Below are 24,776 nucleotides of genomic sequence, written 5' to 3'. Positions count from 1 at the left end.
ACAATCGCATGCCTGCTGGCCAACACCCTGACCGCCGCATGCCGCGCAAACAAACTCCCAGAACCAGAAGGCCTGACGGCTTAAAACGAGGCCGCTGCTGTTCAAACTGCGGCTGTTCTTTTTTCCGTTCCGATTTTGGTAGGTATTGGCGACCTTGTAGATCGCAACTTGTGCATGGTGATCGTATCCATTGGCGTGTCGCCTACCAATTCCCTCCGATCCCCCCTTCTACGAGCGTGGTGTAAATCCGGACCACCACGCTCAGGCGAGATTGAGTGCCTGCGGAACAGCTCGGCTGCAGCCCATCAGGCACGTCAATTCGCAAGGCCGTTCTCAGAGCGCGAGATAGCCGATTCCGGCAAACGCGACGACACAACCAAGCCACTGGCTTGGTGACATACGCTCTTTCAAAATTGCCCAGGCAAGGACAACGGTCAGTAATCCAAAAACCGAAGCCGCGACGGATGCATATTGGGCATTGGGCAACCTACCAGCCGCAACCACACTGAGAATTGCGACCGCATCCAGTAAACCCATTAAGCACAAAAGGGGCAGTGCTTTTGTGCCGGGCCAAATCGACTTGCGAGACGCAAAAGCTATCGCTGCCAGAATCAGAATTGCCGTGAGTCGACCGATTAGAGACACGGTGTATTCGTTGCTGATCTCTGCCGCGTATTGCCCCAGGGCAAATGCTGCGGCGAACCCGGTTGCGGCGAGCAAAGACAAGACAATGGTTAGGCCACGGGCAGGGTAGGTTGTCTCGGTTTTGTCTGAGCGGGCTGCGACGATGGATACTCCGAGGCCGATTGCAATTACGGCCAACCAGTGCCACGCACTGACCATCGAGCCGCGCCAAATTGCGACGGTGACGGACAAGACCGGATAGCTGGCAACTAGCGGCGCAACCAATCGCACGGGCCCTCGATGAAAAGCCTCGTACATGCTGAGCCCGGCCAAGAGGTAAAAAAAACCTGCTGCAATCGCATAAGCCATCGCGTTGCCCGATATGGAGTTGATGTCGCCCCAGGCTGCAACCATCCCGATCTGCAGGATGGCACCAAAGAGCAAAACAAACATAAGCGAGGCGACCACGCTGACGGACTGGCTGATATAGCGGACCGAGAGATCATGAATGCCCCAGCACAACGCAGCTAGCAACCCGAGTGCAAGGGCGCTCATGTAAGGGAAGATTGTTGTAGTGTCGACCATATTGGCATGTGTTCGGTCCCAGATATCAACAGCGCCAAGATGTCACTGTTGATAAACTAATATTCCTGTTATGCAATAAATTAGGCAATGGAGACCCGGAGAATCCACTATGTCCTCGGCTTTGGATCAACTTGGAGGCGAAGAGAGCCTGCGCGCGCTTGTCGAACAATTTTATGATCGAATGGAGGCCGATCCGGCTGTGTATTCCTTGCACCGGCTGCATTTTCGGGGTCACGGATTGAACCATACAAGACAAGCGCAGTTCGAGTTCCTCAGCGGTTTTTTGGGCGGGCGAGCTTATTACCGGGAACGATTTGGCCACATGGATTTACGGGAAATACATGCCCATGTGCCTATTCGCGAGGCCGATGCAGAGCTTTGGCTGGAAACCTTTGATGCCGCTTTGGAAGATTGTGAACTGCGCGGCCCGGCGGTGGATAAGATGCGCACCTCCCTGCGACGTGCGGCATTGATGCTTGTTAACGACGTTCCCGACTGGCGCATCGAGGTGGATAGGGAAAAAGAACAAGAAGTCCCAGAATAGGCTATTTGCAGGGTCTCGAAATCAGTCGTCAAACAACCGACCGTTCAGATTAGATGAAGCTGGTCTAAAGTGTTGAACGTCGTAAAGATTTGCTCGATCGCGATATCGTCGATTAGGTGTCATCTTTTGCACAGCACCCTTAGCCCATGCCCTGATTGACTGCTTTTCGGCCGCAAGCCAGGGATGGTTCAGATTTCCCAGACAACCAAGGGGCTGCCTAAAGCAGCTGTGCAATGCGGGGATTGGGTTCCCGTCTTAAAGGCGCACAATTTCAACGGAATCCCCGTTTGACGATATGTGTGCAAAAGACGCGCCTCGATCTTCGCCCGGCGCGTGTTGACTGAAAAAACATCCCAGCGTGATCGTTGTTGGTGAATGAACAACAAGGCCGCGGCACAGGCCGCAACCTCGATGTCTTCCAGTTTTACCGGATCAGATATCCAGCGTGTTTTCCTTTTCCCAGCGCGAGAAATGCGACACGAAGGAATTCCACTCCTGATGCTTCATCTTCAGGAAAGCAGACGAGAATTCGGCGCCCATCATGCCCTTCAGGTCTTTGTCTTTGTCGTATTCGCGCAGTGCATCAAGCATGTTCAACGGCAGCTTTGGTGCTCCGCGCACTTTATGGCCTTCGGCATACATATCGATATCCCAGCGCTTGCCAGGGTCTGCTTTGGATCGGATACCTGACAGTCCAGCCGCAATGATCACGGCCTGAAGCAGGTAGGGGTTGGTTGCTCCGTCCGGCAGACGCAATTCAAACCGCCCGGGGCCGGGCACACGCACCATGTGAGTCCGGTTGTTGCCCGTCCATGTCACGGTGTTGGGCGCCCATGTTGCACCCGACATCGTCCGCGGCGCGTTGATGCGTTTGTAGCTGTTCACCGTGGGGTTGGTGATCGCGGCCAGTGCTGACGCGTGCTTCATGATGCCACCGAGGAAGTGCTTGCCACGCTCTCCCAGACCAACTTCACCGGTCGGGCCGTCGCCCTCGCCTGCAAACACGTTGGTCTTGGCCGCATCGCCTGGCGCATCCCAGACCGAGATATGCGCATGACAGCCATTACCGGTCAGGCCTTCCACCGGTTTCGGCATGAATGTCGCACGCAGCCCATGTTTTTCAGCAACCGATTTGGTCATGAACTTGAAGAAAGAGTGTTTATCAGCAGTGCGCAGAACGTCGTCAAATTCCCAATTCATCTCGAACTGGCCGTTGGCGTCCTCGTGGTCGTTCTGATAAGGTCCCCAGCCCAGTTCCAGCATGTAGTCACAGATTTCGCGCACGACATCATACCGGCGCATCACGGCCTGTTGGTCATAGCAAGGCTTTTCAGCTGTATCGAAAGGATCGCTAATCTGTTCTCCGTCCGGCGTCATCAGGAAGAACTCGGCTTCGATACCGGTTTTGACATGCATGCCTTCGCTTGCAGCTTCGTCGATCAGGCGGCGCAATACGTTACGAGGGGCTTGCGCGACATCGCTGCCTTCCATAACGCAGTTGCCAGCAACCCAAGCCACTTCGGGCTTCCAGGGCAGCTGAATGACCGATGAGGGGTCTGGAACTGCCAGCATGTCAGGATGAGCCGGTGTCATATCCAGCCAGGTGGCGAACCCGGCAAAGCCCGCACCATCTTGCTGCATGTCGGCAATCGCCTGCGCTGGCACAAGCTTGGCCCGTTGTCCACCGAACAGGTCGGTGAACGAGATCATGAAGTATTTGACGCCTTTTTCTTTTGCGAAAGCTGCGAGATCTGTCGTCACGATTGCTTTCCTTTCCCTGTTGAATTCTAGTTTTTCAAAGCAAAAACGCGGCCCCCATCAGAGAGCCGCGCAGCATCGGTTCAGAACCCTTCCTTGCCCGGGTACCAACTGGTGCCCGCCAAGGGGACTCGCGCCATGGCGGCCGCCTCCATTGTCAGGGCACACAGGTCTTCAGGTTCCAGATTGTGCAGGTGATTGTGGCCACATGCACGCGCGATGGTTTGGGCCTCAAGCGCCATCACCTTCAAATAGTTGCGCAGCCTGCGACCCGCAGCAACCGGGTCAAGACGCGCAGCCAGGTCGGGGTCTTGCGTGGTGATCCCTGCCGGGTCCTGACCTTCGTGCCAATCGTCATAAGCGCCAGTGGTTGTGCCCAGCTTCTGGTATTCGGATTCCCATTTGGGATCGTTGTCCCCAAGGGCCACCAGAGCAGCCGTGCCAATGGCAACTGCATCTGCACCCAGTGCCAATGCCTTGGCCACATCGGCCCCGGTGCGAATGCCGCCCGAGATGACCAACTGAACCTCACGATGTACGCCCAGATCCTGCAATGCCTGAACGGCAGGGCGGATGCATGACAGTGTTGGCAACCCGACATGTTCAATGAATACGTCTTGCGTCGCAGCGGTGCCGCCCTGCATGCCATCCATGACGACAACGTCCGCCCCGGCTTTCACTGCCAATGCAGTGTCGTAGTAGGGGCGCGTGGCGCCAACTTTCACATAGATAGGTACTTGCCAATCAGTGATTTCCCGAAGTTCGAGGATCTTGATCTCAAGGTCGTCCGGCCCTGTCCAGTCTGGATGGCGGCAAGCGGACCGTTGGTCAATGCCTTTGGGCAGGGTCCGCATCTCGGCCACACGGTCACTGATCTTTTGACCCAACAACATACCGCCCCCGCCGGGTTTGGCGCCTTGGCCAACCACAATCTCAATCGCATCAGCCTTGCGCAGATCGTTGGGATTCATGCCATAGCGTGAGGGCAGGTATTGATACACCAGCTTGCTTGAGTGGCCACGTTCCTCGGGCGTCATGCCGCCATCACCAGTGGTTGTTGACGTGCCCGCAGCTGATGCGCCGCGGCCCAAAGCTTCTTTCGCTGGCCCGGACAGAGCCCCAAAGCTCATACCCGCAATGGTGATCGGAATGTCCAGTTCGATCGGTTTCTTGGCAAAGCGTGTGCCCAGCGTAACTGAGGTATCGCAACGTTCCCGATAGCCTTCCAACGGATAGCGCGACACCGACGCACCCAGAAAGAGTAGATCGTCGAAATGAGGAACTTTCCGTTTGGCGCCACCGCCACGAATGTCATAGATACCTGTCGCAGCGGCGCGACGGATCTCAGCATTGATCGGATTGGTAAATGTCGCCGACTGAATCGGCAGGGTGCGGGGGATCTGATCGTCCATATCTTTCATACCCTTCTTCCTCAGTAAGCTGCGGAATTGTCGATGTCGAAATTGTAAAGCTGACGAGCCGAACCATAGCGTTTGAACTCTTCCGGCTTGGCGTCGCTGCCAGCGCGGTCCAGCAGATCCCTCAGAATATCCAGATGCTCAGGGCGCATTTCTTTCTCGATGCAATCAGCACCGAGGCTTTTGACCGAACCACGCACGAACAGCCGTGCCTCGTAGAGTGAATCCCCCAGCGCATCGCCCGCATCTCCGCAGACGACCAGATTTCCTGCCTGTGCCATGAAGGCGGACATGTGGCCGATATTGCCATGCACCACGATGTCGATACCTTTCATCGAAATACCGCAGCGCGAGCTTGCGTTGCCCTTGATGACCAGCAACCCACCATGGCCTGTGGCCCCGGCATACTGGCTGGCGTCGCCATCGACGATGACCTGGCCGGACATCATATTCTCAGCCACACCCGGACCAACTGAGCCTTGAACCTTGATGGTCGCCTGTTGGTTCATGCCGGCACAATAGTACCCGGTAGACCCCTTGACCGTCACTTCGATCGGCGCGTCCAGTCCGACAGCAATCGCATGGCTGCCTTTTGGATTTACAATTTCCCAGCTGGTTTGGTTGGTCTCGGCGTTTTGCGCTTGCAGGGACGAGTTCAATCCACGCAGTCCGTCTGCCTCTAAATCATAGGTCTGCATTTCAGGCGGCCTTTTCGTGGGTTGTTGGACTGTCGTTGTGCGACCAGAAATATACGGTGGCCGGTTCAGGTTCCCAAACTCGGGCGTCTTCGATTCCTGGCAGGTTCACCAAGGCGCGGTATTCGCTGCCAAAGGCAACATATTGATCCGTTTCTGCCATCACTGCAGGCTTGCAAGCGATTGGGTCACGTACGACGCCAAACCCGTCTTTGGTCCCTACTACAAAGGTGAAAAACCCGTCCAGATCATCAATGCTGGATTCCAGAGCTTCACCTAAAGTGGCGCCATTCATCATTTTCCAGGTCAGGTATGCGGCACCAACTTCGGTGTCGTTCTCTGTCTGGATGGTAACGCCTTCGCGGCGCAACTTGCGGCGCAACGAGTTGTGGTTGGACAGCGACCCGTTGTGAACCAGACATTGATCGGACCCCGTGTTGAACGGATGTGCGCCCATTGTTGTCACGGCGGATTCCGTCGCCATGCGTGTGTGTCCAATGCCATGAGTGCCGCTCATGCCGCTGAGGCTGAAGCGGTCTGCAACATCCTTGGGCAGGCCAACTTCCTTGTAGATTTCGAGGCTTTCGCCACGACTCATGATACGAACCGTCGGCCGGATTTCAGCCAGCGCGGCGCGCGCGGCTTCGAACTGACGGGCGGGAATTTCCAAGACGGCATGTGTATCATTGTCTGCCTGACCAACCGTCACGCCAAGACTTTTGCCTAGCTCATCAGCCAAGTCGACAAAGTCCGTTTCGGGGTTGGGGGACTGAACTGTAATCTTGGTTTTGCCATCGGACTCAGAGCCGTAGATTGCAATACCGGCACTATCGGGGCCACGATCTGTCATCGTGATCAGCATGTCTGTCAGCATATTGCCCAGTTGGGGCGCAAGAGACTGGTCTTTGAGGAATAATCCAACAATTCCGCACATGGCTGGCAGATCTCCTTATGTGTTTCATTATGATTCGACGGTACCAACAAATCAGTGGGACATCAATAATCATAGGAAAGTTTTTTTCCTAAGAGGCAATGGGCGCGGCCTGTGTTTTTCGCGCCCATTGCAAGCATTCAAGGCTGGATCAATATCGTTCCAACTGTGCTTTCACCTTTTCTTCGTCACCGGTGTGGCGCGCCTTTTCCAGGTGCTCAGCTTCGCGGACGAATTGGATGCGATGCCAGCCAACCCAGAAGACGACACCAATGATGACCATTAGAACTTCGTAACCTTGGAAGGGATAGACCGGCCCGACTTCGGCCAGATCCACGGCCCAGTTTGTATAACCATTCGTAGACATATCTTACTCCCTCATTTCGCTGCTACGCCGCGGGCGGCCAGTTCTTCTTTATCGGCTTCGATAATGGCAGCTTTGGCGTCCTCATAGGCATGGTGTTCAGCGTAATCGAGACCCTGAAGTTCAACTTCTTCCGGGATGCGCAGTACGCCGGCAGCGGATTGCATTTTCGCCAGAGCCCAGCCTGGCAGGAACCCAAGGACAAAGAACATGATGACGGCACCCGTGATCTGACCGATCGGGTTGATGGTTGCATAACCTTCATATGGTGACGAAGGCACGCCCCACAGGACAAAGCCCGCGATGACCAGCCCGACGACACCTGCATAGCCATGCACGGCAACAGCACCGACAGCATCATCCAGCTTGAACCGACGCTCTACCCAGTAGTGCAGATTATAGACGATCACGACGCCGATTGCGGCAATGATCATCGCTTGGATCGGGTGATACAAATCATTTCCAGCAGACGCGGTGATGATACCGGCCAGACCGCCAGAGAAGGTCCAGAAGGCATCTCCCTTCGAGACGACATAGGCTGCCATCAACCCACCCGACAGCGACATCAGGAAGTTAAAGGTAATCGCCGACAGCGTGGTCGGGGCCAGATAGATGTTGGTTGCAGTCCAGGTGGCGCCAACGATCTGACCGTCGATAACCTCGGGCGAGATTACCGGAACGTTACAGGCGGCATAGAAGCCCCAGAACCCGGTATAGATCAGGAAAATTCCGATGGTCAGCAACCATGGATTATGTGGAGGAATATCCCGCGGCGTTCCATCTTTGGCGAACTTGCCAAGTCGTGGACCCAGTACCATGATCACACCAAGTGCGTAACCACCTGCGATTGCATGGATAACGCCTGACGCATATGCATCGTGATATCCCAAGATGCGCACCATCCAGCCACCATAGTGCCAGCCCCAAGCAGCGTCGATGATCCACCAGACGGACCCGATCATGACTGCATGGACCCACAAAGCCGATGACCTGATCCGTTCGATCACTGAACCAGAAACAATCGAGGCAGCTGTCCACGAGAACAGAAGGAACGCGGCCCAGAAGACCCCTGTGATTCTGTCGTCCAAATTGGTTGCCATTGTGTTCGCCCACGGTAGATTTGCGGCACCTGCTTCGGTGTCGAGACCGCCCCAGAACGGAAAGTTCGGGAACGCCCAGTAGATCCACCATCCAAAGAAGAAGAACGTGACCGTCACCAGCGGGATGATCATGATGTTTTTCATCAATGTGTGCATATGGTTACGGGCCCGGCTGGCGCCGACTTCGTACATGCAAAAGCCCACATGGATGAGGAACATGAAGACGACCGTTACCCAGTAATAAAACTCGGTAAAGACCGTCGTAAGTGCATTTAGATTGCCATCCACTTCGTAGTCTCCCTGTTGTTGCAGCAGGAGGTCTTTCTGCGAAGCATTTCCTGCTGGGAATAATTGTATACTAAGGGGACAATCTCATTGGCGACCTGTCAATAGATATGTGGGGCAAACATCTTTAAGGTCTGTGCTTGATGTATGTCCTCACACGTCCAAAAACGCACTAAACCACAGATAAAGAAAAGAAATATCAATATTCCCGGATGTTCTTAGGGTGCAAAAATTGCAGGCAAATATTCCCAACAGGAAAAAATTCTGCACACAAGTGTTGATTTTCAACCCAACATCGGCCTCAATATGGGCAACAAAAACGATCAACGGGAGAACCGAACCATGGCCATTCTTTGGAGGACGTCGGCCCTTGCGCAACGCCACGCCCAGATCGGCGGCGAGCTTGAAGACTGGAACGGGATGGGGACTGCTTGGTTCTATGACCAAAGCCCTGAACGTGCCAAAGCTGACTACGAAGCAATTCGAACCAAAGCTGGTCTTATGGATGTTTCCGGCTTGAAAAAGGTTCACGTGGTTGGTGAGGATGCCGCCTATGTCATTGATCGTGTCACCACGCGGAACGTCGAAAAGATCATGCCGGGACGGTCGACCTATGCCTCGATCCTGAATGCCGAAGGCAAGTTTGTTGATGATTGCATCATTTATCGCCTGTCGGTGAACACGTGGCTGGTGGTGCATGGCACAGGCACCGGAATGGAGCAGCTGACATCCGTGGCGGCGGGTAAGAATTGTTCGGTCATCTTTGATGATGACATGCATGACATGTCGCTGCAGGGCCCGGTGGCTGTAGACTTCCTGGCTAAGCACATCCCCGGAATTCGCGATCTGGCCTATTTCGGCATCATGCAGACCAAGCTATATGGCTGCCCGGTGATGATTTCACGGACCGGTTATACCGGCGAGCGCGGGTATGAGATCTTCTGTCAGGCCAAGCACGCCGTGCACTTGTGGGACAGCATTCTGGCTGATGGCAAGGATATGGGCATCGTCCCGGTCCAGTTCTCGACGCTCGACCTGTTGCGCACCGAAAGCTACCTGCTGTTTTACCCCGGCGACAATTCCGAAACCTATCCGTTCGATGGCGATACCTGCGGCGATACACTGTGGGAACTGGGCCTGGATTTCACTGTCTCACCTGGAAAAACCGGCTTTATCGGCGCCGAGAACCACTATGCATCGCAAGGCAAAGAGCGGTTTAAGATCTATGGCGTCAAACTGAACGGCACGACGCCGGCGGATGAAGGCGCGGATCTGCTGCAAAACGGCGAGAAAGTCGGCGTTGTCACCTTCGGCATGTATTCTGATATCAATGGTCACAATGTGGGTATCGCGCGGATGCCGGTCGCATGTGCATCACCCGGCACCAAGCTGACGGTGCGCAACGGCGATGGGACAGAAATAACGGCAACTGCGGAAGAGATGCCGTTCTACGATCAGGACAAATCGATCAGAACCGCAAAGGGCTGAATTTCAGGGGGCGCGACGGACACACCGTGGCGCCCTTTTCCTATTGAGGGCACAATGTCAAAGTTCGAATTTCCCAAGTCAATCGCAAGCCGCCCGGTCTGGGGCGCGCTAGAGGTTCGCCAGGGCGAACATCATCTCATGATAGCCGAGGCCGAAGGGGCCGAAGCCATTCTCGATATCGCAACACCTGACCTGATGGCCAAAACCCATCTGATCTATATCCCGAAAGGCACGGATTTCGCAGAAAAGCTAAGGGCATTGAACCCTGCTCAGTTCTATGAAGGCCCGTCTTTCGAGGCGTCTCTGACGCGCATTCGCCGGGTTCTGGAGGACGCGCATATGGGATTGCAGGTCTACCTGACCGGCACCGAAGGCATGATGGGGCAGGCCATGAATGAAGTGATGGCTGTGGGTCTGCCACACACGGCGATCCAGACCGAACATCGCGGATCGGTCGCCCGTCGGATGCAATGTGTGCATTGCAAAGGCATCACCGAAGACGTCGAGATTGACCCGTTTGTCTGTTCACATTGCGGCCTAAACCTGTTTGTGCGCGATCACTACTCCCGCCGTCTTGCCGCCTATCAGGGCGTCCGTATCGACGCCGAGGATCATGGTAATGTGCCCGAGTCGAAGGGGATTTACGAATGAGCGGTGCTGAGAAAATTCAGGTCAAGGTGACCGAGATCACTCCGCTGAACGAGTTGGTGACGCGGTTCAGGTTCGAACGTATCGACGGCGCGCCATTACCAACCTTTTCGGGCGGGGCACATACTGTGGTCGAAATGCAGGATGGTGCCATTACACGGCTTAACCCCTATTCGTTGATGTCAGATCCGTTTGATCAGTCATCTTATACAATTTCTGTTCGACGCGATGATGAGGGCAGGGGGGGGTCGCTGTTCATGCACCGCCAGGTCAAGCTGGGCGACGAGATGACCATCAGCTATCCGGTCAACTTGTTTTCACTGGACTTGCGCGCCCGCAAGCATCTGTTTCTGGCCGGTGGCATCGGGATCACCCCGTTTCTGGCGCAGATTAAACAGTTGGAACTGCTGCACGGGCATTGGGAGTTGCATTACGCGTGCCGAAACACTGCCTTGGCATCTTATGCTGAGCAACTGACAGACAGACATCCGAACGAAACCCATCTGTACTATGACGATCAGAGCCAGGCGATTGATCTGAAAAATCTGCTCAGCGGGCAACCCCTGGGAACGCATGTGTATGTGTGTGGTCCAAAGGGCATGATCGACTGGGTCCGAAACACGGCTGCCGCCGAAGGCTGGCCCGAAGATTGCGTGCACTACGAAGAGTTCCTGGCGCCTCAGCCCGGCAAACCGTTCGAGGTGCGCTTGGCGGCATCGGATAAGGTCATTCATGTGGGTGAAAACGAAAGCCTGCTGGAGGCCATCGAACGTGAAGGCGTGGACGCACCGTATCTGTGCCGCGGAGGGGCCTGCGGTCAGTGCGAAACCGTTGTGCTCGACCATGAAGGTAATTTCGTTCACCGCGATCACTGGCTGACCGGCGAAGAAAAGGCCGCGGGCAAGAAAATCATGCCCTGTGTATCGCGCTTCGAGGGCAAGTCCCTCGTGCTGGACCGTTGAGAGGAGGCCCAACATGACCATTCAATTCAACGACGAATCCTTCCGCGATGACTATACGTTTCACAACTCGGACTGGGCGATCAAACGCTTTCCGTTTCCGTTTCACGAAGACAGCTATATGTATTCGGTCAACATGGAACAGCATCGCGGCGGGCCCAAAGGATCGGTCTACGAGATGCGATTCGACGTCGACGAACACTATGTGTCCGAGATGAAAGACCGCGCCATGGTATTGGATCAGGATCCGTTGCGCTGCCAGTCACTGCCGCATATGACTTTGGCCGGTTGGGACTTGCTGGAGCTGATCATGGTCAGCAAATCCGAAGACTATCCCGATCTGTTCGAACTGCATCGCAATGGCAACCAGTGGCGCTGGGTCAACAAACCGATGGGCATTGATCACAGCTTTACCTTCATGGACGAAACCACGCTTCCGTACGGGCCGATGGAATACATCACCCGTCAGGCACAGGGTGATTTCGCCGTGCTGGATCAGCGTGACGAGATGCTGTGGATGGACGCGGGAATGGTGACGACCCAAGCGGATTGGAGCCTGGATTTTGACATCGGAATGAACTTTTTCGAATGGCACGCGCCGGTTCCCAAAGCCCATGAAATGGGCATTTTCCAACGCGCCCTGAAATTCCTGCTGAACATTCAACAGGGTGCCCCGGCACGGCGTCTGAATTGGACTATGACAGTGAATCCGCTGCTGGATACCAGCCCGGAGAACTATCACAAATGGGGTATCCAGAAGACGACGCTGACACCTGAAAACATAGCGCACAAACAGTATCTGCGGGTCGAGTTGCAAACCTTTTTCCGTCTACCGCGATCCAACGCCCTGGTATTCCCGATCCGCTGCTACCTGTGTAGTTTTCAGGACCTGATGACCGTTCCCAAATGGGGCCGCCGTCTGCATCGGGTCATCCGGGACCTGCCGGTCGAGCTGGCAACCTATAAAGGGTTCATCGATAACCGCCCCATGATGTTGGACTATCTCAGCCAGTTTGACGACGGGTTGCCCACGTCTCCGGGGATCTGGCCGGACTTGGAAACGGAACCACCTTTGTCTAAGTAAGCGAGACTTGCGAAATTTCTCAACTCATATGATTGATCCGGGCGAAGCGCCTTGGCTCATCTCGAGTGACGATTTTGCATTGTATGACGTGCTTGCGCTGCTTCGCGGGTCATTTCAGTACATGGATGCCCGGATCGACCCTCCGTCTTCTATCCATAGTCTGAACGTGGAAGGAATGCAGGTGCATTGTCAGGGTGGCGGCGAAATCTGGGCCGTCGGGCGACCACTTTTCGCGTGTATGTTTCTGACGCCCAAGCCCGACAGTTTATACCTTGGAAAGCTTGCGGTGAAGGATGGATTGCGGGGTCAGGGTATCGGCCGCAGGTTAGTGCATCATGCCGCACGCCGTGCAGCAGAGCTTGGCTTACCTGCGCTGGAACTGGAAACACGCGTGGAACTTACTGAAAACCATCGCGTATTTTCGAGGCTGGGGTTCACGATCGTAAGCACGGGCAGTCGCGAAGGTTATGACAGACCCACAGATTTCTTATTGCGCAAACCGATCAGTTTGTCTGCGGATAGCTGATCACTGATATATACCGCGCCGGAAGACTGACAAGCCGTTCGGGCCCATGCGGAGCATCTGCATCAAAGAACAGGGTATCGCCGGGTTTTAGCGGGTAAATCTGGTCCCCGTGGCGGTAATCCACCTCACCGTCCAGCATGTAAATCGTCTCGATCCCGCCATGTTGGAAAGTTGGGAACACATCTGATTCAGCGGTCAGGGTAATCAGATACGGTTCGACGATCACGCCGGATCCGTTGGCACCAATATGTCCCAACAGGTTATACTGATGGTTCGCACGTGTTCCTTCACGCTCCAGTTCGACGCCTTCTCCTGCTTTTGTATGAACCGCCTCGCGGCGTTCTTCAAACTGTCGGAAAAAGCTTGTCAAAGGAACCGAAAGCGCATCCGCCAGCGATTGCAGAGTCGTCAAGGACGGCGACGTATTTCCGTTTTCGATCTTGGACAGCATGCCAATCGACAGGCCGGTCAACTGGGCCAGCTCTGCGACCGTTATGTTCTGCTGTTTGCGAAAGGCACGAACCTCGCGGCCGATGGCAACTTCAAGAACTTTCTCTCTGTCACCCGAACGAACGGAATGTGGGTCCTGCGTCAGGTTTGCTGCCATTTCTTTGTCGCGTTTTTTCAATTTCATTCTTTCAACGTCTTGCTACACGTGTCCAAACCGGTTCTGCAAGCAGGCGCGGCGCAATACCCAATTCTATTCGGATTACCATAGCATCAGTTTTTCCTGATAGTAATATAATCATGCTGACAGAAAACAGAATAGAGATCGGGTTCTCACTGTTTGACGGCTTTCACGGCTCTGACGCCGATGTCCTAAATCAAGGTTCGGCAGCTGTGGCAAGGATGCTTGGTACACCAGAACGTCTTAGGTTTTGACCCTTTCATCGGGCACTTCCACAAGAGACCTCAACCAGCGACGCGGATTGACGCCGATCACCCTTAAGAACTCGCGGTTGAAGTTCGACTTGGTGTTAAACCCGCTGGCCAACATCGCCTCGGTCACCGATTTTCCAGTCTTCATTACGGCGCAAGCGTGAGATATCCGATGCCTATTGATGTAGCGAGATACATTCTCGCTTTTGCCTTTGTTGATTGCGCTTGAAAGCTGCTTTTCTGGAACCTGCAATTTTCGGGCCAACCGGGCCAATGTGAGATCGGGATCGAGATATGGCTTATGTGTTTCCATATAGGCGTCGAGCTTTTCGACAATAGCGGTGTCACGGGTTTTATCTTGCTTGGAATACGCATCGCGACTGTCAGAGCCAATGCTCTGGCTTTCGATTGCATGCGATAGGCTGAGCGCCCCTAATATGAGCAATGTGATTGCGGAAAACAGGCTTGGCAGCCAGAGCAAGACCTCGGTGTCTCCGGATGCAAGGCGGACTCCAATGAATATGTCGCTGCCTGCTGAGGCGATCAAAGCGATGGCCAGAACACGCCAAACCCAAACAATCATGCGACCGTTTTCTAAGCGGCTATGGGGCAAACTATCTTCGCCGCGCAAGAGCATAAACGCGATGGCGATACCGTATGCCGCAAAGAGAAAGGGGATCAACACGTCCAGCGCTTCGGGTTGGGTTGCCAGAAAACTTATCGCAAGCGCCGGACCTACCGCATGCAAATACAAGTCCTGTCTGCGCAGATAACCCACCGAGGCCTGACGAAAGGACAGCCACGCGGATGCGGCAATTACGGTCGCAAGAATGGGCTGAACGACCCTGAGACCCGTAAAGCCATAATATTGCACAAGCGCGATAACCGCACTTTGTGCTGCGCAACATCCGATGAGGACCAAAAGCGTGGGATGGGTTTTGCGGGTCAGAAAGCGATGTAAAAGAAAGCCCGAAAGCAGCAGGGCAGTAATCATTGGGATCGGTAGAACTGGCATCAGGGGGGTCCGTTTTCGTCTGTCATAGGACCTAAATCCTGATCTGCGCGACCTTAAACCGGATTCAGGTCGTATGAAATCCCGACAGCGTCTGAATGTAGGCCGACACTAATGCCACCCTACAAAAAAGGCGCGCCATGAAACTTCCTCTTCTTACCCTCGTCATGACTCTTTCGGCGGGCACGGAAATTGCTGCACAAGATGTCGGCCTCGTCGAATTGACGATTGCCGCACCTCATCATGATCAGGACATGCAAATGGCTGTCATGTTCCCTGCGGCAGGTCAGCGCCAGACTATGTTTGCAGAAAATGCAGTGTTCTATGGAACAGCAGTAGTCGAAAACGCCAAGCCGGTGCCAGGGCAACATCCGGTTGTTCTTCTCTCACACGGATGGGGCGGCAATTATGCACGAATGGCGTGGCTTAGTGCGGGGTTGGTCTCGCACGGTGCAATCGTAGTGGCAGTAAACCATCCAGGCAGCACGACCTTAGATTTGGATTTTGATACCGCATTTAATCATTGGACCCGCGCCCAGGACATGTCCGCCGCGTTGGATCACGCGCTGCAAGACCCGGTTTTCGCCCCCCTCATCGACACTTCACGGATCTACGCAACGGGCTTCTCTTATGGTGGCTGGACAGCCCTTTCGCTTGCGGGCGTCCAGGGCAATCGTGACGGATTTTTCGATTATTGCGAGGCCGCAGGGGCAGGGTCACAATTTTGCGCAAAGTTGACGGCAGAGGGCGTCGATGTAACCGCAATCGACCAGGAAAAATATGAGGCATCATACAAGGATCCACGGGTCAGTGCCGTCGCAGCCATTGATCCGGGACTAACTTGGGATCTTGCGCATAAGGATGTGCGGGACGTGACAGCCTCGCTTTTTCTGATTGGATTGGGTGACGGGGCCGACAGGCTGAATGCAACAGACACGAGCGCCCTGGGAAGCAATTTTGAGGCGCTGGTTCCTCAGGCCGCGGTGATGACGATCGCGCCCGCAACGCATTTCACCGCGCTTGGATTATGTAAGCCCGCCGGTGAAGCGATTTTGATCGAAGAGCAGGACGATCCTGTTTGCACTGATCCTGGGGGAACGGACCGCGCCCAAGTCCTTGATATGATAATTGACAGTTTGGCCGCTCATTTCGATCTGAATTAGTGTATTTCGGACACTTACATATCGGCATTGCATCCAATGGTGCGGGCCGACCATACCCCTCAGCGGTATACCAAAAATTCGTAGTTGGCTTGCCGCTACCTGCCACTGGCTTTCTTCGTGCCCCGGTGATGGGCGAGATCGATGAGCCGTCTGAATGTTGGGCATTCCAAATGCGATGGCGCCGGGCAATCCGCCACATGTCGCAGGGTATCGCGCAGCGCCGTCAGCTCGCGGATTTGCCGATCCAGCGCATCCGCACGAATGTGAAACTCTTGCCGGGGGATATTCGGAGATCCATCAAGGCCGAACATCCCCGAGATTTCCTCAAGTGAAAACCCCGCAGATTTGCCCATCGTGATCAGGGCTAGTTGCAATAAGACATCCGGCGTGAACTGCCGACGAAGCCCGTGCCGCGCAACAGACGAGATCAGGCCAAGCTCATCATAGTAACGCAGCGTTGAAGTTGGGGTACCGGTCTTTTTCGACACCTCGCCTATATCCAAAAGTTTCATGCTTGACCTCAAGTCGACTTGAATTCGTAACGTCGCCTTTTGTAGCGATTCCGACAAGAGGAAAATAGTCGTGCACATCAAATCAAATGCATTGAAGACAACGAGACCCGGCGCTTTGTTGTGTTTCTCCCTGTCCATGCTGCTGGCCTCATTGGGCACCAGCATTGCCAATATCGCCTTGCCTGCAATCGCCCAGGACCTGAAGGCGCCGGTACATCAAGTGCAATGGGTGGTGATCGCATATCTCGCGACACTGACGCTGTTCTCTGTGCTGGCTGGACGACTTGGGGACCGCTTTGGACGACAGCAGATGCTGATCTTCGGGCTTATACTTTTCGCGCTGGCCTCTGCGTTTTGCGGCTTGGCGCCCAATCTCAAGGTGTTGAGTGCCGCGCGGTCTCTTCAGGGAATTGGTGCTGCATTCCTCATGGTGCTGACCGTCGCACTTGTTCGCGATATTTTTGAAACAGAGCGTGTCGGGCAAGCCATGGGCCTGTTGGGCACGATGTCGGCGGTCGGAACTGCACTGGGACCTTCGTTGGGTGGGGTGCTGATTGGAAAACTCGGGTGGCAAGGAGTGTTCTTTGCCCTGGTGCCGATGAGCCTGACTACGGCCATTTTGGCCGTTCGGCTTTTGCCCGCAAGTGTTTCCTCTGGGATAACACCTCTGGTCGGACTAACTGCACTGCGAAAGAGCGGCGCTATCCCCGGCCTTGCAGCAAATTTTCTGGTGGCAAATGTGATGTTGACCACTTTGCTGATAGGCCCCTTCTTTCTGGGGCAGTCTCTTGGGCTGAGCGCGGCGAAAGTGGGGCTTGTCATGTCGATCGGACCAATCATATCAATCTTCCTCGGCGTCCCATCGGGTCGGCTTGTGGATGCATGGGGGGCGGCGCGTGTTCTGTCGCTTGGGCTCATTGCTCTGACCACCGGGACCTTTGCACTTGCGATCCTGCCAGTCGCATTCGGTGTCATTGGTTACATTGGCGCAATCAGCATCCTGACACCGGGATACCAGTTGTTTCAGGCGGCCAACAACACCATGATAATGGTAGGGGTTCGGGCAGATCAGCGGGGGACAGTTTCAGGGCTGCTTGGCTTGTCGCGCAATTTGGGACTTATTTTCGGAGCCTCTGTCATGGGGACGGTCTTTTCCTTTGGGATTGGCGCCCGCACCGTCGAGGCGGCATCTGCTGAAGCTATTGCCAACGGGATGCAGCTCACCTTTGTAATCTGCGGGGTATTGGCCATCGTGGCGTATTGGCTTTCGCGTCGAACTTCGTTGAAGAGCGTCACCAGTAAGACAGTCGCGAGACAATGATAAAGGAGGTCGCAGACCTACCGATGAACACTTTTAAACCTGCCCCAATAGACGGCTTGAACGTACAGATTTGGGGGCATGGCGATACGCCCGCGCTCATTTTCCATGGGGGGCCAGGGTCGGGTCTCAACCCGCAGCACACAGCCTATTTCGACGCCGACCGCCATCGGGTGGTTCTTTTTGACCAACGCGGAACAGGGTTGTCGGGCAGAGCTGGTCGGGTCACAGCAAACACGACTCAGCACACCCTACGCGATGCCGAGGCCATCCGGATGGCCCTGGGATATGAAGATTGGATTGTGCTGGGTGGTTCATGGGGTGGCGCACTGGCATTGGCCTACGCATCCGCTCATCCTGATCGGGTACGCGCATTGATCGTGCGCAGCACGCATATCTGCCGCCCTTCAATGGACCAGTGGATGTTGCGCGATAGGGCAAAGCGTTTCGAAGCCGGGCAGCGTGCGCGCGGCCTGTTTCTCGATCCTCTCGATGAGACTGAACAGCTCCATCCTGCCATAGCATGGTTTGCCCGTATGGAAGACAATGACGCGCAAGCACGTGAGGCAGCCCGCCGTGTGATGGCCCTTGAAGATGCGTTTCATGGCCCGCAACCCGGCACTGTGCGGCTTCCGGCAGCCGTCACCCAATGCGACATAAATCGCACCCGCGTTTACCTTTGGTACTGGCTTAATAATTTCTTCCTACCTGCTACCGGCCCCGGAGATCCAAATACAATCGCCGTACTCCCACATCGTTTGATCCATGGAGCGGATGACCTAATATGCCCGATTGAACCTGCCCGTGCCTTTGCCCAAGCTGGAAAGCTTCAATTTGAGGAGATTGAGAGACTGGGTCACAACGGGTTGGCGCCGCAGATGATCGCTGCTGTGCGCCAAGCCGTAGATGATTTGAGCGGTTGAGTATCGAGCAGAAGCGCGTTCTCAAATCGGACAATCGCGGCAATTCCGAGTGCGCGGAATTTGGGTTCAGGGCATCGTCATTTTTTTGGCTGCGTGAGTTGGCTGAAGCAAAGCGCGATGCCTGACCGCCTTCGATTCCGTATGCGAGAGACGAGGGACAATCCTGGCAGGTCATTCCGCTTCGCGCGTCGATGTTGTTCAGCAGTTTATATCGTTTGCCCGGTAATCTTTTGGTCGATTATTGTGCCAAGGCGACCCATCTCACGCGATTTAAAAAGCTGTTTGTTCTTGCTCGGCATTCACGTTGGCTGTGGCACCTAACAACCCAATGGCAGGAATAGTTAAGCTATCTATGAGGCGCATGTTTAGCCTCGCCCGGTGCCAGCTCCGTATGAGGCACATGATTACGATTCGAAATATTTTTCGAAGCTATTTTTCTGCATATGTGTAATCGAAATAGAAAACTCCGACCACGGGCAATACTGCACCGTATCATCTGGGCAGGATCACTTTAGTCAGCCACAACCTCAAAGGTGACAACGATGGCGGTGTTTTCGCTGCCTTTGGTGTATACGCGCCCCTGATATTGGCCGGGTTCTGCCAGATCATGAATGGTGAGGCTTACGGCAACGTCGACGGCCTGTCCCGGGGGAATACGGACTGCGGAAGGTTGGATGCTCATCTTGTCGGTTGGCAACACGTTGCCGTCGCGGCTGATCATGTCGCCCGGTTCGAACTGCAAGTCGACAACGTCTGCTCCGGCAGGTGCAGCAAAGGATAACAGAATGGTTCCTGTCTCACCGGGCCTGCAGGACTTGCGGCAGTGAAAGGGTCCGTCCAGCTGTTGTGTGGTGCTGTTTTCCGCATTCAGAATGCCCCGTGCGATCTGAGATATCGGAAGTGTATCCTGCTCCGGAACGGCCTTGGTGGCCGTGCGGAGAGCGCTGACAAATGGTTTTCGCTCGAAATAAGGCATAGCTTAATGTGCACAGCCTACAGCGTTTAGTAAATGACAAACTTGAAAGGAATGCGTATTGGATTCGGCGGTGGATTCACGGGATTTCGAAATTTAAGATATTGAATATCTACAAAAAATAGGGCGAGTGTTAGACTTGACGCGCCACCAGATAATCCATGAACTGACCAAGAAACGCGCGCGGCGCCGCGTTGGTATTTGCAAATACAAGATCGAATTCCCGACGGGCCGCCGCAAGCAGGTCATTTGCTGCGGCCTGAGCATATTCAATGCAAGAATAGTGGTTCATCCGCGCCAATACCCATTCGACCTCTTGTTCCGAACGGGCCGTTCTTGGCTTTTCCAGAAACTCTGACAGTCGGGACTGTTCCTGCCGATCCGCCTGCGCCCCAAGACGGCCCAGCATCAGCGTGCGTTTGCCTTCGTAGATATCCCCGCCGATCTCTTTGCCGTATTTCCCCTGGCTTCCCACAAGATTCAGAACGTCATCCTGGATCTGAAAGGCGGCCCCCAGAAAAAAGCCGAACGCGTTGAAGTCATCCAGATTCAGCGTTCCGGAGGCGACATCGTCTGGGCGCGCGATCAGGGCACCTATACGCATCGGGTGAATGAAGCTGTACCAGCAGGTTTTCTTCAGACACATGGTCAGGTAGTCGGACGGGCTGAGGTCAAGGCGATTGTCTTTTATCCATCCCAATTCAAGAGCTTGGCCCTCGATCGACTCTTTCAGCAGGTGATCAAACTCGTCCACCACGCGCGCGCCGGTCATCGGGCCCAGAGGGCCGAGGTTCTGGCGAAGCAGGCTAAGCGCCAGAGATTGCATGCCGTCGCCGATATTGATCGCCAAAGGCACACCAAGACGTTTGTGCATACATTCCCGACCCCGTCGGAAATCGCTGAGGTCTTCGATATCGTCATGAACCAGAAATGCATTGTGCAGCAATTCGATGACCGCAGCAGCAATTTCGGCATCCTCGGCCTTTCCGCCGAATGCTTCACACGTGGCCAGAAGAAGGGCAGGTCTAAGTCCTTTGCCCGAGGTTTCGATATAGTCTCGCATAGGCCCATAGAGATAGGCTTGCGGCTCACCCGTTGGCATTTTGTCCAACAGTACCTTGCGCGCCTGATCGCCATAACGCGTCAGTTGCTCAAGGAAGCCTTGCGTGGCCGCGGATGCCGGCTGCGCCTTGGGAACAGTCACCTGTCAGCCCTTCTGTGTGATGATGACTTTGCGACCGGACGTGTCGGTTGGCGGTGAGGTCGCCTCGACAATGCCGATCGCCAGATCTTCAGCAAAGTCCGCGCCGGGGATCGGTGTGTCCCGGCCCGGCAGATGCGCGGCCATCAGATTATAGAGCTCTGGAGGTGCCGCGACCATGCGCAACGCGTCCGAGATCGCAGGGTCTTCGACAATTCCGCCGGGCTTGGAGTATTCGGCCGTCAGCGGACCAATCGCGGCCAGCGGTCCTTGCCCACCACGTTTGGTGCCGGTGGCGTCTTGTCCCATGCGCAAAGCGGCCTCGACAGCGATGGCAAAGCGTTCATCCCAGGGCTCACCCGCCTGATATCGGGCATAGTCATAGGCCCGCAGGGGTTGCAGGATGTCGGGCTCATGCAGATCCCAGATTTCACAGGGCTGCGCCTCAGAACCACTGCGCCGCAGGATGGCATTGACGGCTCTTCGGGCAGCCTCATTTGCGCCTTCCATGGTGGCCAGGTCGGTGTTGGTCCGGACGTAGTCGGACGCAAGCATGAAGTTCGGAATCAGCGTCGCCGCTTCGGGCCGCAGCCGCCAGCTGTTGATGCGGTTTACCAACAACGGTTCGACATTGCTTTCTCGGGCAGGATGATCTGGGTCCTCGACGATGTCGGGATCCAGGAACCAATAGTGCAGTTCTTCATCCCTGAGGACGATGTTGCCATCAACGTTCAGGCTGCGTTTGAGCTGTTCCCAGACCTCTTTGGCGATTTCTTCACGAGAGCTGTCGCGCGCGGTTTTTCCGTTTGTGCCCGGCTTGTCCCATTCGGAAATATCGACCGAGAGCAATCCCTTGGTCTTACCGTCGGCCCAGTTTTCAAAATCTATCTGGGACCAGAATTGTTTTTGCGAAACAGCCGTCAGCGCCCAAGGGCTGTCGATAAAGATCACATGGCCATGGGCCAGTTCAACATCCTTGGTCAGGTAAAACTGTATGCCATTCATCCATTGCACGTCTTCGGCAAGCAATGGCAGCTTGGCCAGACCCGGATCTACCTTTGTCATGGCCGGCGTCACCAAAGGTGCAATGCGTTCAATGGGCAAGGCGCTGATGAACCAATCACCGGTGACCTGCTTTTGCGTGCCGTCCTGTTCAACCGTGGCGCTGGCAATTCGGCCGTTTCGGCATTCAATCCCGGTCACCTTGGAATCGAAATGGTACACCACACCCCGGCTTTTCAGATATTCCAGCCAAGGCTGAATCCAGACCAGATTGGTCGGCCCGTTCAGCAGCCTGTTGCTGGTCGCCTCGGGTGTTGCGATCCCAAGCTGCAGTTGAATGGCGACATCGCCAACGGTCTTGGTGCTTGCGGTTGTCGCTTTGGCTGCCACCAGTGACCGGGTCAGGCCGATTGCCAGAAACTTCTGATAGGCCTCGGACCGCTCCGCGGCGCCGATGAATTCCCACCAGCCGATACGTTCATACTCATCGAACCGGCGCTCTTTGCACGAGGTCGCAATGCGCCACATGCAACCAAGGAAATGTTCGATATCCTCAAAGTCGATTTCGTTGCGCGGCGAGATTGTATAGGCAAAGGTCTTGAGCGCATTGGCGACCTCTTTTAGCGATTGTGGAAACCGCTCGGGTACGATGATACCGGGGTGGTCGAACTGGCTGACCAATACCTGGGTTGTCGGAACCAGATTGTCGTAGCAGGTGCCCTTGTCATAATAGGGCGTGCGCGACATCGTATTGGTGATGTGCCGGTAGAAGTTGGGGAAGAACCGGAACCCATGTTCACCGGGCAACCAGGGGCGTTTGACACCGGGTGGCAGGTCATAGCCGTGCATCCCGATCCAGTCTTTCAGCGCTCTGATATGTTCCTCTTTCGAACCGTGATCGTCTTCACCTTCAAGCACGGGAATGCTGCGTGCCTTGCCGCCGGCGATAAGCTGACGCTCATACACTTCGACTTCGAAACCCCGTTCGATCAGCTCATGCGCGGCGCTCATCCCGCCGACGCCTCCGCCTAATATGACCACCTTTTCAGCCATCGGATGTTCCTTTCGCGGAATAGACGTCAAATCGCAGGGTGATGTCGGACAGGCTGGCCTCTCCGATTCCGAAACCCTGCAGACGGTTGATCCACATATAACGCGGATTCGAGGTCAGATACCGGGGTGCCAGCCGAACCGGGGCACTGGGTGGCAGCTTGCCCTTGGCAAGGGCGGCATAGCCATCCGTACCGAAATCGCAGATCCCGGTATCGTCGAACATGACCGGGGCACCGCCGGTTGTCGGATTGATCAGCGCCTTGGCATGCAGAATACCCACGCCATCAGGGCGCACGCGCATCCAGTCTCCGCCCACGGGCTCGATCGTTCCGTTCAGGTTCGGGCCGGTCACGGTACCGCCTTCTTTGATCGCAAAATGCAGCCATATGCCATCGGGAGTTTCACCCGATGGGTTGAAGTTGCCCGAAAACGGCACCTCAAAATGGGCGATATGATCCAGCACCGGACTGGATGTCTCGTGTTTTGGCGCGCGATCTTCTGGTTTCGGCGCGACCGCGTTTCCGGGGTCATAATCGCGCCCGCCCGAGGTCAGAACCGGCCGCCAGGTCATCTGTTTTCCCACAGCGGGAACGGGCAGGGCCGCTGCAAATTGTTGCAACCCCGTTTGTGGATCCTGACCCAGTGGCCACCCACGGACAGCCCGTTCAGGTCCGCCGCCTTCGCGATAGAACAGGCGCAGCGTGTCATGCGGAGATATCGCAGGCCCGGCCTCAACCAGAACCCGCTGTACCCCGGTGGCTGCTTGAAAGGCGGCCTCGGACCAGCGCAGGGTGACCCCGCCGTCGCTGAATTCCCGCATACCCATCGCGCCGGTCAGCACGTGATGGTCGAGATAGCCTGAGCTTCTTTGATCCTAAGGCGGAATTTCTGCTGAACGCGGAAGATATGATCGCCATCTGCCGAGGTCTGCAGATATTTGACAGCAATGTCAGAAGGCACAACAATCTCAACCGGTGCGCCCTGCAAAGACACCAGCACGGCCTTGTTCACCGGAAATGCGCCAGACCGCAGCAGCGGCCCGTCCAGAAATGGCAGAATGCTGTCGCGGGGCAGGACCATCGAGTTTTCCATCGGTGTCGTGACCGCCTGGAACAGGCCGTTACCCATCACACAGGCATAGGGTCCAAGATGACCCAGGGATTCCAGTTGACTGATACCCGCAACCACGGCCTCGAATACCTCGGGGCCGGTAGGCTTTTTCTTGGAACCGCTGGAAATGGGTTGTGCCTCCCCCGCTTCCAGCAGGCCTTCGTATTTTCCACCACCGCTTACGGTATAAACTGGGGGCAGCGTGACGGGTGCGCCGGGCGCGGGTTGGGGGCCTTCACCGGTGCCGGCCTGACCGTTAAAAATGATCTCATCCTCGACCCGTGCGACAATGGCAGCCGCCCGGCGGAACATGATCAGCGCGGCGGCCAGTTCAGGATCTGCAAGCTGTGCGCCTTTGACATGGACGTTCACGGACACTGTCGACAGCCGCGTCGTATCAAAATCATTCACGCCAAAGCGCATCTTTGGACCGGTCGCTTCGGGAACCAGTTCAAGCTTGTTCAGAGGAACCGATTGGGTATCAGCCGGTAGCGGGCCGTAGAGCGGCAGAAAACTGGCAGCAATACGCGCGCGCAACGCTTCATCGTGGACGGCCTTGTTCACAGCGTCCCACTGCTGCTGGTCCAATTCAAGTGCTTCGGTCATCGTCTCCCCCTTCTG

Annotated in this window: 24 protein-coding genes; 9 read left to right on the top strand and 15 right to left on the bottom strand. The window is 55.4% G+C overall.

Going from position 1 to position 24,776, the window contains the following annotated elements:
* Positions 1 to 333: 333 nt before the first annotated feature.
* Positions 334 to 1,179 (bottom strand): EamA family transporter, encoded by an 846-nt coding sequence (locus AC2FJ5_RS14140; RefSeq protein WP_496793736.1) that lies wholly within the window; start codon positions 1,177 to 1,179, stop codon positions 334 to 336.
* A 139-nt stretch (positions 1,180 to 1,318) separates the two neighbouring features.
* Between AC2FJ5_RS14140 and AC2FJ5_RS14135 the strand changes: the two genes are divergently transcribed.
* Positions 1,319 to 1,753: a group II truncated hemoglobin gene (locus tag AC2FJ5_RS14135; protein ID WP_496697971.1), complete on the top strand. Its 435-nt coding sequence runs from the start codon at positions 1,319 to 1,321 to the stop codon at positions 1,751 to 1,753.
* 432 nt (positions 1,754 to 2,185) lie between these two features.
* On the opposite strand, the gene glnT is transcribed toward AC2FJ5_RS14135, so the two are convergent.
* From glnT to AC2FJ5_RS14105, 6 genes are all read right to left on the bottom strand, one after another.
* Entirely contained in the window at positions 2,186 to 3,514 is a 1,329-nt protein-coding gene (gene glnT / locus AC2FJ5_RS14130; protein ID WP_142638474.1) for a type III glutamate--ammonia ligase, read from the bottom strand.
* An 80-nt stretch (positions 3,515 to 3,594) separates the two neighbouring features.
* Positions 3,595 to 4,923: an FMN-binding glutamate synthase family protein gene (locus AC2FJ5_RS14125; protein ID WP_496793739.1), complete on the bottom strand. Its 1,329-nt coding sequence runs from the start codon at positions 4,921 to 4,923 to the stop codon at positions 3,595 to 3,597.
* Between the two features lie 20 nt (positions 4,924 to 4,943).
* Positions 4,944 to 5,627 (bottom strand): GltB/FmdC/FwdC-like GXGXG domain-containing protein, encoded by a 684-nt coding sequence (locus AC2FJ5_RS14120; protein ID WP_142638476.1) that lies wholly within the window; start codon positions 5,625 to 5,627, stop codon positions 4,944 to 4,946.
* 1 nt (position 5,628) lies between these two features.
* Positions 5,629 to 6,558: a class II glutamine amidotransferase gene (locus AC2FJ5_RS14115; protein ID WP_142638478.1), complete on the bottom strand. Its 930-nt coding sequence runs from the start codon at positions 6,556 to 6,558 to the stop codon at positions 5,629 to 5,631.
* 148 nt (positions 6,559 to 6,706) lie between these two features.
* Positions 6,707 to 6,922, bottom strand: a complete 216-nt coding sequence (locus tag AC2FJ5_RS14110) for a hypothetical protein (RefSeq protein WP_142638480.1) — start codon at positions 6,920 to 6,922, stop codon at positions 6,707 to 6,709.
* Between the two features lie 11 nt (positions 6,923 to 6,933).
* Positions 6,934 to 8,307, bottom strand: coding sequence for an ammonium transporter (locus AC2FJ5_RS14105; protein WP_271951763.1), 1,374 nt, complete (start codon positions 8,305 to 8,307; stop codon positions 6,934 to 6,936).
* A 339-nt stretch (positions 8,308 to 8,646) separates the two neighbouring features.
* Between AC2FJ5_RS14105 and AC2FJ5_RS14100 the strand changes: the two genes are divergently transcribed.
* The 5 genes from AC2FJ5_RS14100 to AC2FJ5_RS14080 are packed head-to-tail and all read left to right on the top strand — an operon-like array spanning position 8,647 to position 13,009.
* Positions 8,647 to 9,792 (top strand): aminomethyl transferase family protein, encoded by a 1,146-nt coding sequence (locus tag AC2FJ5_RS14100; protein WP_142638484.1) that lies wholly within the window; start codon positions 8,647 to 8,649, stop codon positions 9,790 to 9,792.
* A 54-nt stretch (positions 9,793 to 9,846) separates the two neighbouring features.
* On the top strand, positions 9,847 to 10,443 hold the full coding sequence (locus tag AC2FJ5_RS14095) for a dimethylamine monooxygenase subunit DmmA family protein (RefSeq protein WP_496692834.1): 597 nt from the start codon (positions 9,847 to 9,849) through the stop codon (positions 10,441 to 10,443).
* Entirely contained in the window at positions 10,440 to 11,402 is a 963-nt protein-coding gene (locus tag AC2FJ5_RS14090) for a PDR/VanB family oxidoreductase (protein ID WP_281973362.1), read from the top strand. Before AC2FJ5_RS14095 ends, AC2FJ5_RS14090 begins: the two co-directional genes overlap by 4 nt.
* Before the next feature lie 13 nt (positions 11,403 to 11,415).
* Positions 11,416 to 12,483 carry a heme-dependent oxidative N-demethylase family protein gene (locus AC2FJ5_RS14085; RefSeq protein ID WP_142638490.1) on the top strand — a complete coding sequence of 356 codons (1,068 nt, stop codon included), beginning with the start codon at positions 11,416 to 11,418 and terminating at the stop codon, positions 12,481 to 12,483.
* Positions 12,484 to 12,511: 28 nt separating this feature from the next.
* The gene (locus tag AC2FJ5_RS14080; protein ID WP_496793735.1) at positions 12,512 to 13,009 is read left to right on the top strand and encodes a GNAT family N-acetyltransferase; all 498 of its coding nucleotides are present in this window, start codon (positions 12,512 to 12,514) and stop codon (positions 13,007 to 13,009) included.
* Here the strand turns inward: AC2FJ5_RS14080 and AC2FJ5_RS14075 are convergent.
* Positions 12,987 to 13,643, bottom strand: coding sequence for a helix-turn-helix domain-containing protein (locus AC2FJ5_RS14075; protein ID WP_185956716.1), 657 nt, complete (start codon positions 13,641 to 13,643; stop codon positions 12,987 to 12,989). The genes AC2FJ5_RS14080 and AC2FJ5_RS14075 overlap by 23 nt on opposite strands.
* 237 nt (positions 13,644 to 13,880) lie before the next feature.
* Positions 13,881 to 14,903 carry a helix-turn-helix domain-containing protein gene (locus AC2FJ5_RS14070; RefSeq protein WP_271951771.1) on the bottom strand — a complete coding sequence of 341 codons (1,023 nt, stop codon included), beginning with the start codon at positions 14,901 to 14,903 and terminating at the stop codon, positions 13,881 to 13,883.
* 137 nt (positions 14,904 to 15,040) lie between these two features.
* Here AC2FJ5_RS14070 and AC2FJ5_RS14065 point away from each other — a divergent pair, with 137 nt between their 5' ends.
* The gene (locus AC2FJ5_RS14065) at positions 15,041 to 16,063 is read left to right on the top strand and encodes an alpha/beta hydrolase family protein (protein ID WP_496793734.1); all 1,023 of its coding nucleotides are present in this window, start codon (positions 15,041 to 15,043) and stop codon (positions 16,061 to 16,063) included.
* Positions 16,064 to 16,158: 95 nt separating this feature from the next.
* Here AC2FJ5_RS14065 and AC2FJ5_RS14060 read toward each other — a convergent pair whose 3' ends face one another.
* A complete protein-coding gene (locus AC2FJ5_RS14060) occupies positions 16,159 to 16,575 on the bottom strand; it encodes a helix-turn-helix domain-containing protein (protein ID WP_496702441.1) in 417 nt (138 codons plus the stop codon).
* Positions 16,576 to 16,645: 70 nt separating this feature from the next.
* Between AC2FJ5_RS14060 and AC2FJ5_RS14055 the strand changes: the two genes are divergently transcribed.
* Both AC2FJ5_RS14055 and AC2FJ5_RS14050 read left to right on the top strand, forming a co-directional pair.
* On the top strand, positions 16,646 to 17,896 hold the full coding sequence (locus tag AC2FJ5_RS14055; protein ID WP_496793733.1) for an MFS transporter: 1,251 nt from the start codon (positions 16,646 to 16,648) through the stop codon (positions 17,894 to 17,896).
* Between the two features lie 23 nt (positions 17,897 to 17,919).
* The gene (locus AC2FJ5_RS14050) at positions 17,920 to 18,816 is read left to right on the top strand and encodes an alpha/beta fold hydrolase (RefSeq protein ID WP_496793732.1); all 897 of its coding nucleotides are present in this window, start codon (positions 17,920 to 17,922) and stop codon (positions 18,814 to 18,816) included.
* Positions 18,817 to 19,327: 511 nt separating this feature from the next.
* Here the strand turns inward: AC2FJ5_RS14050 and AC2FJ5_RS14045 are convergent.
* From AC2FJ5_RS14045 to AC2FJ5_RS14025, 5 genes are all read right to left on the bottom strand, one after another.
* Positions 19,328 to 19,792 carry a hypothetical protein gene (locus AC2FJ5_RS14045; RefSeq protein WP_496793730.1) on the bottom strand — a complete coding sequence of 155 codons (465 nt, stop codon included), beginning with the start codon at positions 19,790 to 19,792 and terminating at the stop codon, positions 19,328 to 19,330.
* A 130-nt stretch (positions 19,793 to 19,922) separates the two neighbouring features.
* Positions 19,923 to 20,993, bottom strand: a complete 1,071-nt coding sequence (locus tag AC2FJ5_RS14040) for a polyprenyl synthetase family protein (RefSeq protein WP_496793729.1) — start codon at positions 20,991 to 20,993, stop codon at positions 19,923 to 19,925.
* Between the two features lie 3 nt (positions 20,994 to 20,996).
* Positions 20,997 to 23,045, bottom strand: a complete 2,049-nt coding sequence (locus AC2FJ5_RS14035) for a hydroxysqualene dehydroxylase (protein ID WP_142638506.1) — start codon at positions 23,043 to 23,045, stop codon at positions 20,997 to 20,999.
* On the bottom strand, positions 23,038 to 23,865 hold the full coding sequence (locus AC2FJ5_RS14030; RefSeq protein WP_496692824.1) for a DUF3237 domain-containing protein: 828 nt from the start codon (positions 23,863 to 23,865) through the stop codon (positions 23,038 to 23,040). Before AC2FJ5_RS14030 ends, AC2FJ5_RS14035 begins: the two co-directional genes overlap by 8 nt.
* A gap of 14 nt (positions 23,866 to 23,879) precedes the next feature.
* Positions 23,880 to 24,761, bottom strand: a complete 882-nt coding sequence (locus tag AC2FJ5_RS14025) for an encapsulin (protein ID WP_271951782.1) — start codon at positions 24,759 to 24,761, stop codon at positions 23,880 to 23,882.
* Positions 24,762 to 24,776 lie beyond the last annotated feature (15 nt).

The organism is Ruegeria sp. CDSA221, from assembly GCF_059611825.1.
The sequence above is the reverse complement of the archived record's forward strand: the minus strand, read 5'-3'. Positions and strand labels throughout refer to the sequence as shown.

What these genes read in the sequence shown, in the direction of transcription:
- AC2FJ5_RS14035 (WP_142638506.1), bottom strand. Translation starts at nt 23,045, where the DNA reads ATGGCTGAAAAGGTGGTCATATTAGGCGGAGGCGTCGGCGGGATGAGC.
- AC2FJ5_RS14085 (WP_142638490.1), top strand. Translation starts at nt 11,416, where the DNA reads ATGACCATTCAATTCAACGACGAATCCTTCCGCGATGACTATACGTTT.
- AC2FJ5_RS14070 (WP_271951771.1), bottom strand. Translation starts at nt 14,903, where the DNA reads ATGCCAGTTCTACCGATCCCAATGATTACTGCCCTGCTGCTTTCGGGC.
- AC2FJ5_RS14095 (WP_496692834.1), top strand. Translation starts at nt 9,847, where the DNA reads ATGTCAAAGTTCGAATTTCCCAAGTCAATCGCAAGCCGCCCGGTCTGG.
- AC2FJ5_RS14025 (WP_271951782.1), bottom strand. Translation starts at nt 24,761, where the DNA reads ATGACCGAAGCACTTGAATTGGACCAGCAGCAGTGGGACGCTGTGAAC.
- AC2FJ5_RS14065 (WP_496793734.1), top strand. Translation starts at nt 15,041, where the DNA reads ATGAAACTTCCTCTTCTTACCCTCGTCATGACTCTTTCGGCGGGCACG.
- AC2FJ5_RS14115 (WP_142638478.1), bottom strand. Translation starts at nt 6,558, where the DNA reads ATGTGCGGAATTGTTGGATTATTCCTCAAAGACCAGTCTCTTGCGCCC.
- AC2FJ5_RS14125 (WP_496793739.1), bottom strand. Translation starts at nt 4,923, where the DNA reads ATGGACGATCAGATCCCCCGCACCCTGCCGATTCAGTCGGCGACATTT.
- AC2FJ5_RS14075 (WP_185956716.1), bottom strand. Translation starts at nt 13,643, where the DNA reads ATGAAATTGAAAAAACGCGACAAAGAAATGGCAGCAAACCTGACGCAG.
- AC2FJ5_RS14080 (WP_496793735.1), top strand. Translation starts at nt 12,512, where the DNA reads ATGATTGATCCGGGCGAAGCGCCTTGGCTCATCTCGAGTGACGATTTT.
- AC2FJ5_RS14030 (WP_496692824.1), bottom strand. Translation starts at nt 23,865, where the DNA reads ATGCGGGAATTCAGCGACGGCGGGGTCACCCTGCGCTGGTCCGAGGCC.
- AC2FJ5_RS14050 (WP_496793732.1), top strand. Translation starts at nt 17,920, where the DNA reads ATGAACACTTTTAAACCTGCCCCAATAGACGGCTTGAACGTACAGATT.
- AC2FJ5_RS14060 (WP_496702441.1), bottom strand. Translation starts at nt 16,575, where the DNA reads ATGAAACTTTTGGATATAGGCGAGGTGTCGAAAAAGACCGGTACCCCA.
- AC2FJ5_RS14090 (WP_281973362.1), top strand. Translation starts at nt 10,440, where the DNA reads ATGAGCGGTGCTGAGAAAATTCAGGTCAAGGTGACCGAGATCACTCCG.
- AC2FJ5_RS14120 (WP_142638476.1), bottom strand. Translation starts at nt 5,627, where the DNA reads ATGCAGACCTATGATTTAGAGGCAGACGGACTGCGTGGATTGAACTCG.
- AC2FJ5_RS14135 (WP_496697971.1), top strand. Translation starts at nt 1,319, where the DNA reads ATGTCCTCGGCTTTGGATCAACTTGGAGGCGAAGAGAGCCTGCGCGCG.
- AC2FJ5_RS14140 (WP_496793736.1), bottom strand. Translation starts at nt 1,179, where the DNA reads ATGAGCGCCCTTGCACTCGGGTTGCTAGCTGCGTTGTGCTGGGGCATT.
- AC2FJ5_RS14045 (WP_496793730.1), bottom strand. Translation starts at nt 19,792, where the DNA reads ATGCCTTATTTCGAGCGAAAACCATTTGTCAGCGCTCTCCGCACGGCC.
- AC2FJ5_RS14100 (WP_142638484.1), top strand. Translation starts at nt 8,647, where the DNA reads ATGGCCATTCTTTGGAGGACGTCGGCCCTTGCGCAACGCCACGCCCAG.
- AC2FJ5_RS14110 (WP_142638480.1), bottom strand. Translation starts at nt 6,922, where the DNA reads ATGTCTACGAATGGTTATACAAACTGGGCCGTGGATCTGGCCGAAGTC.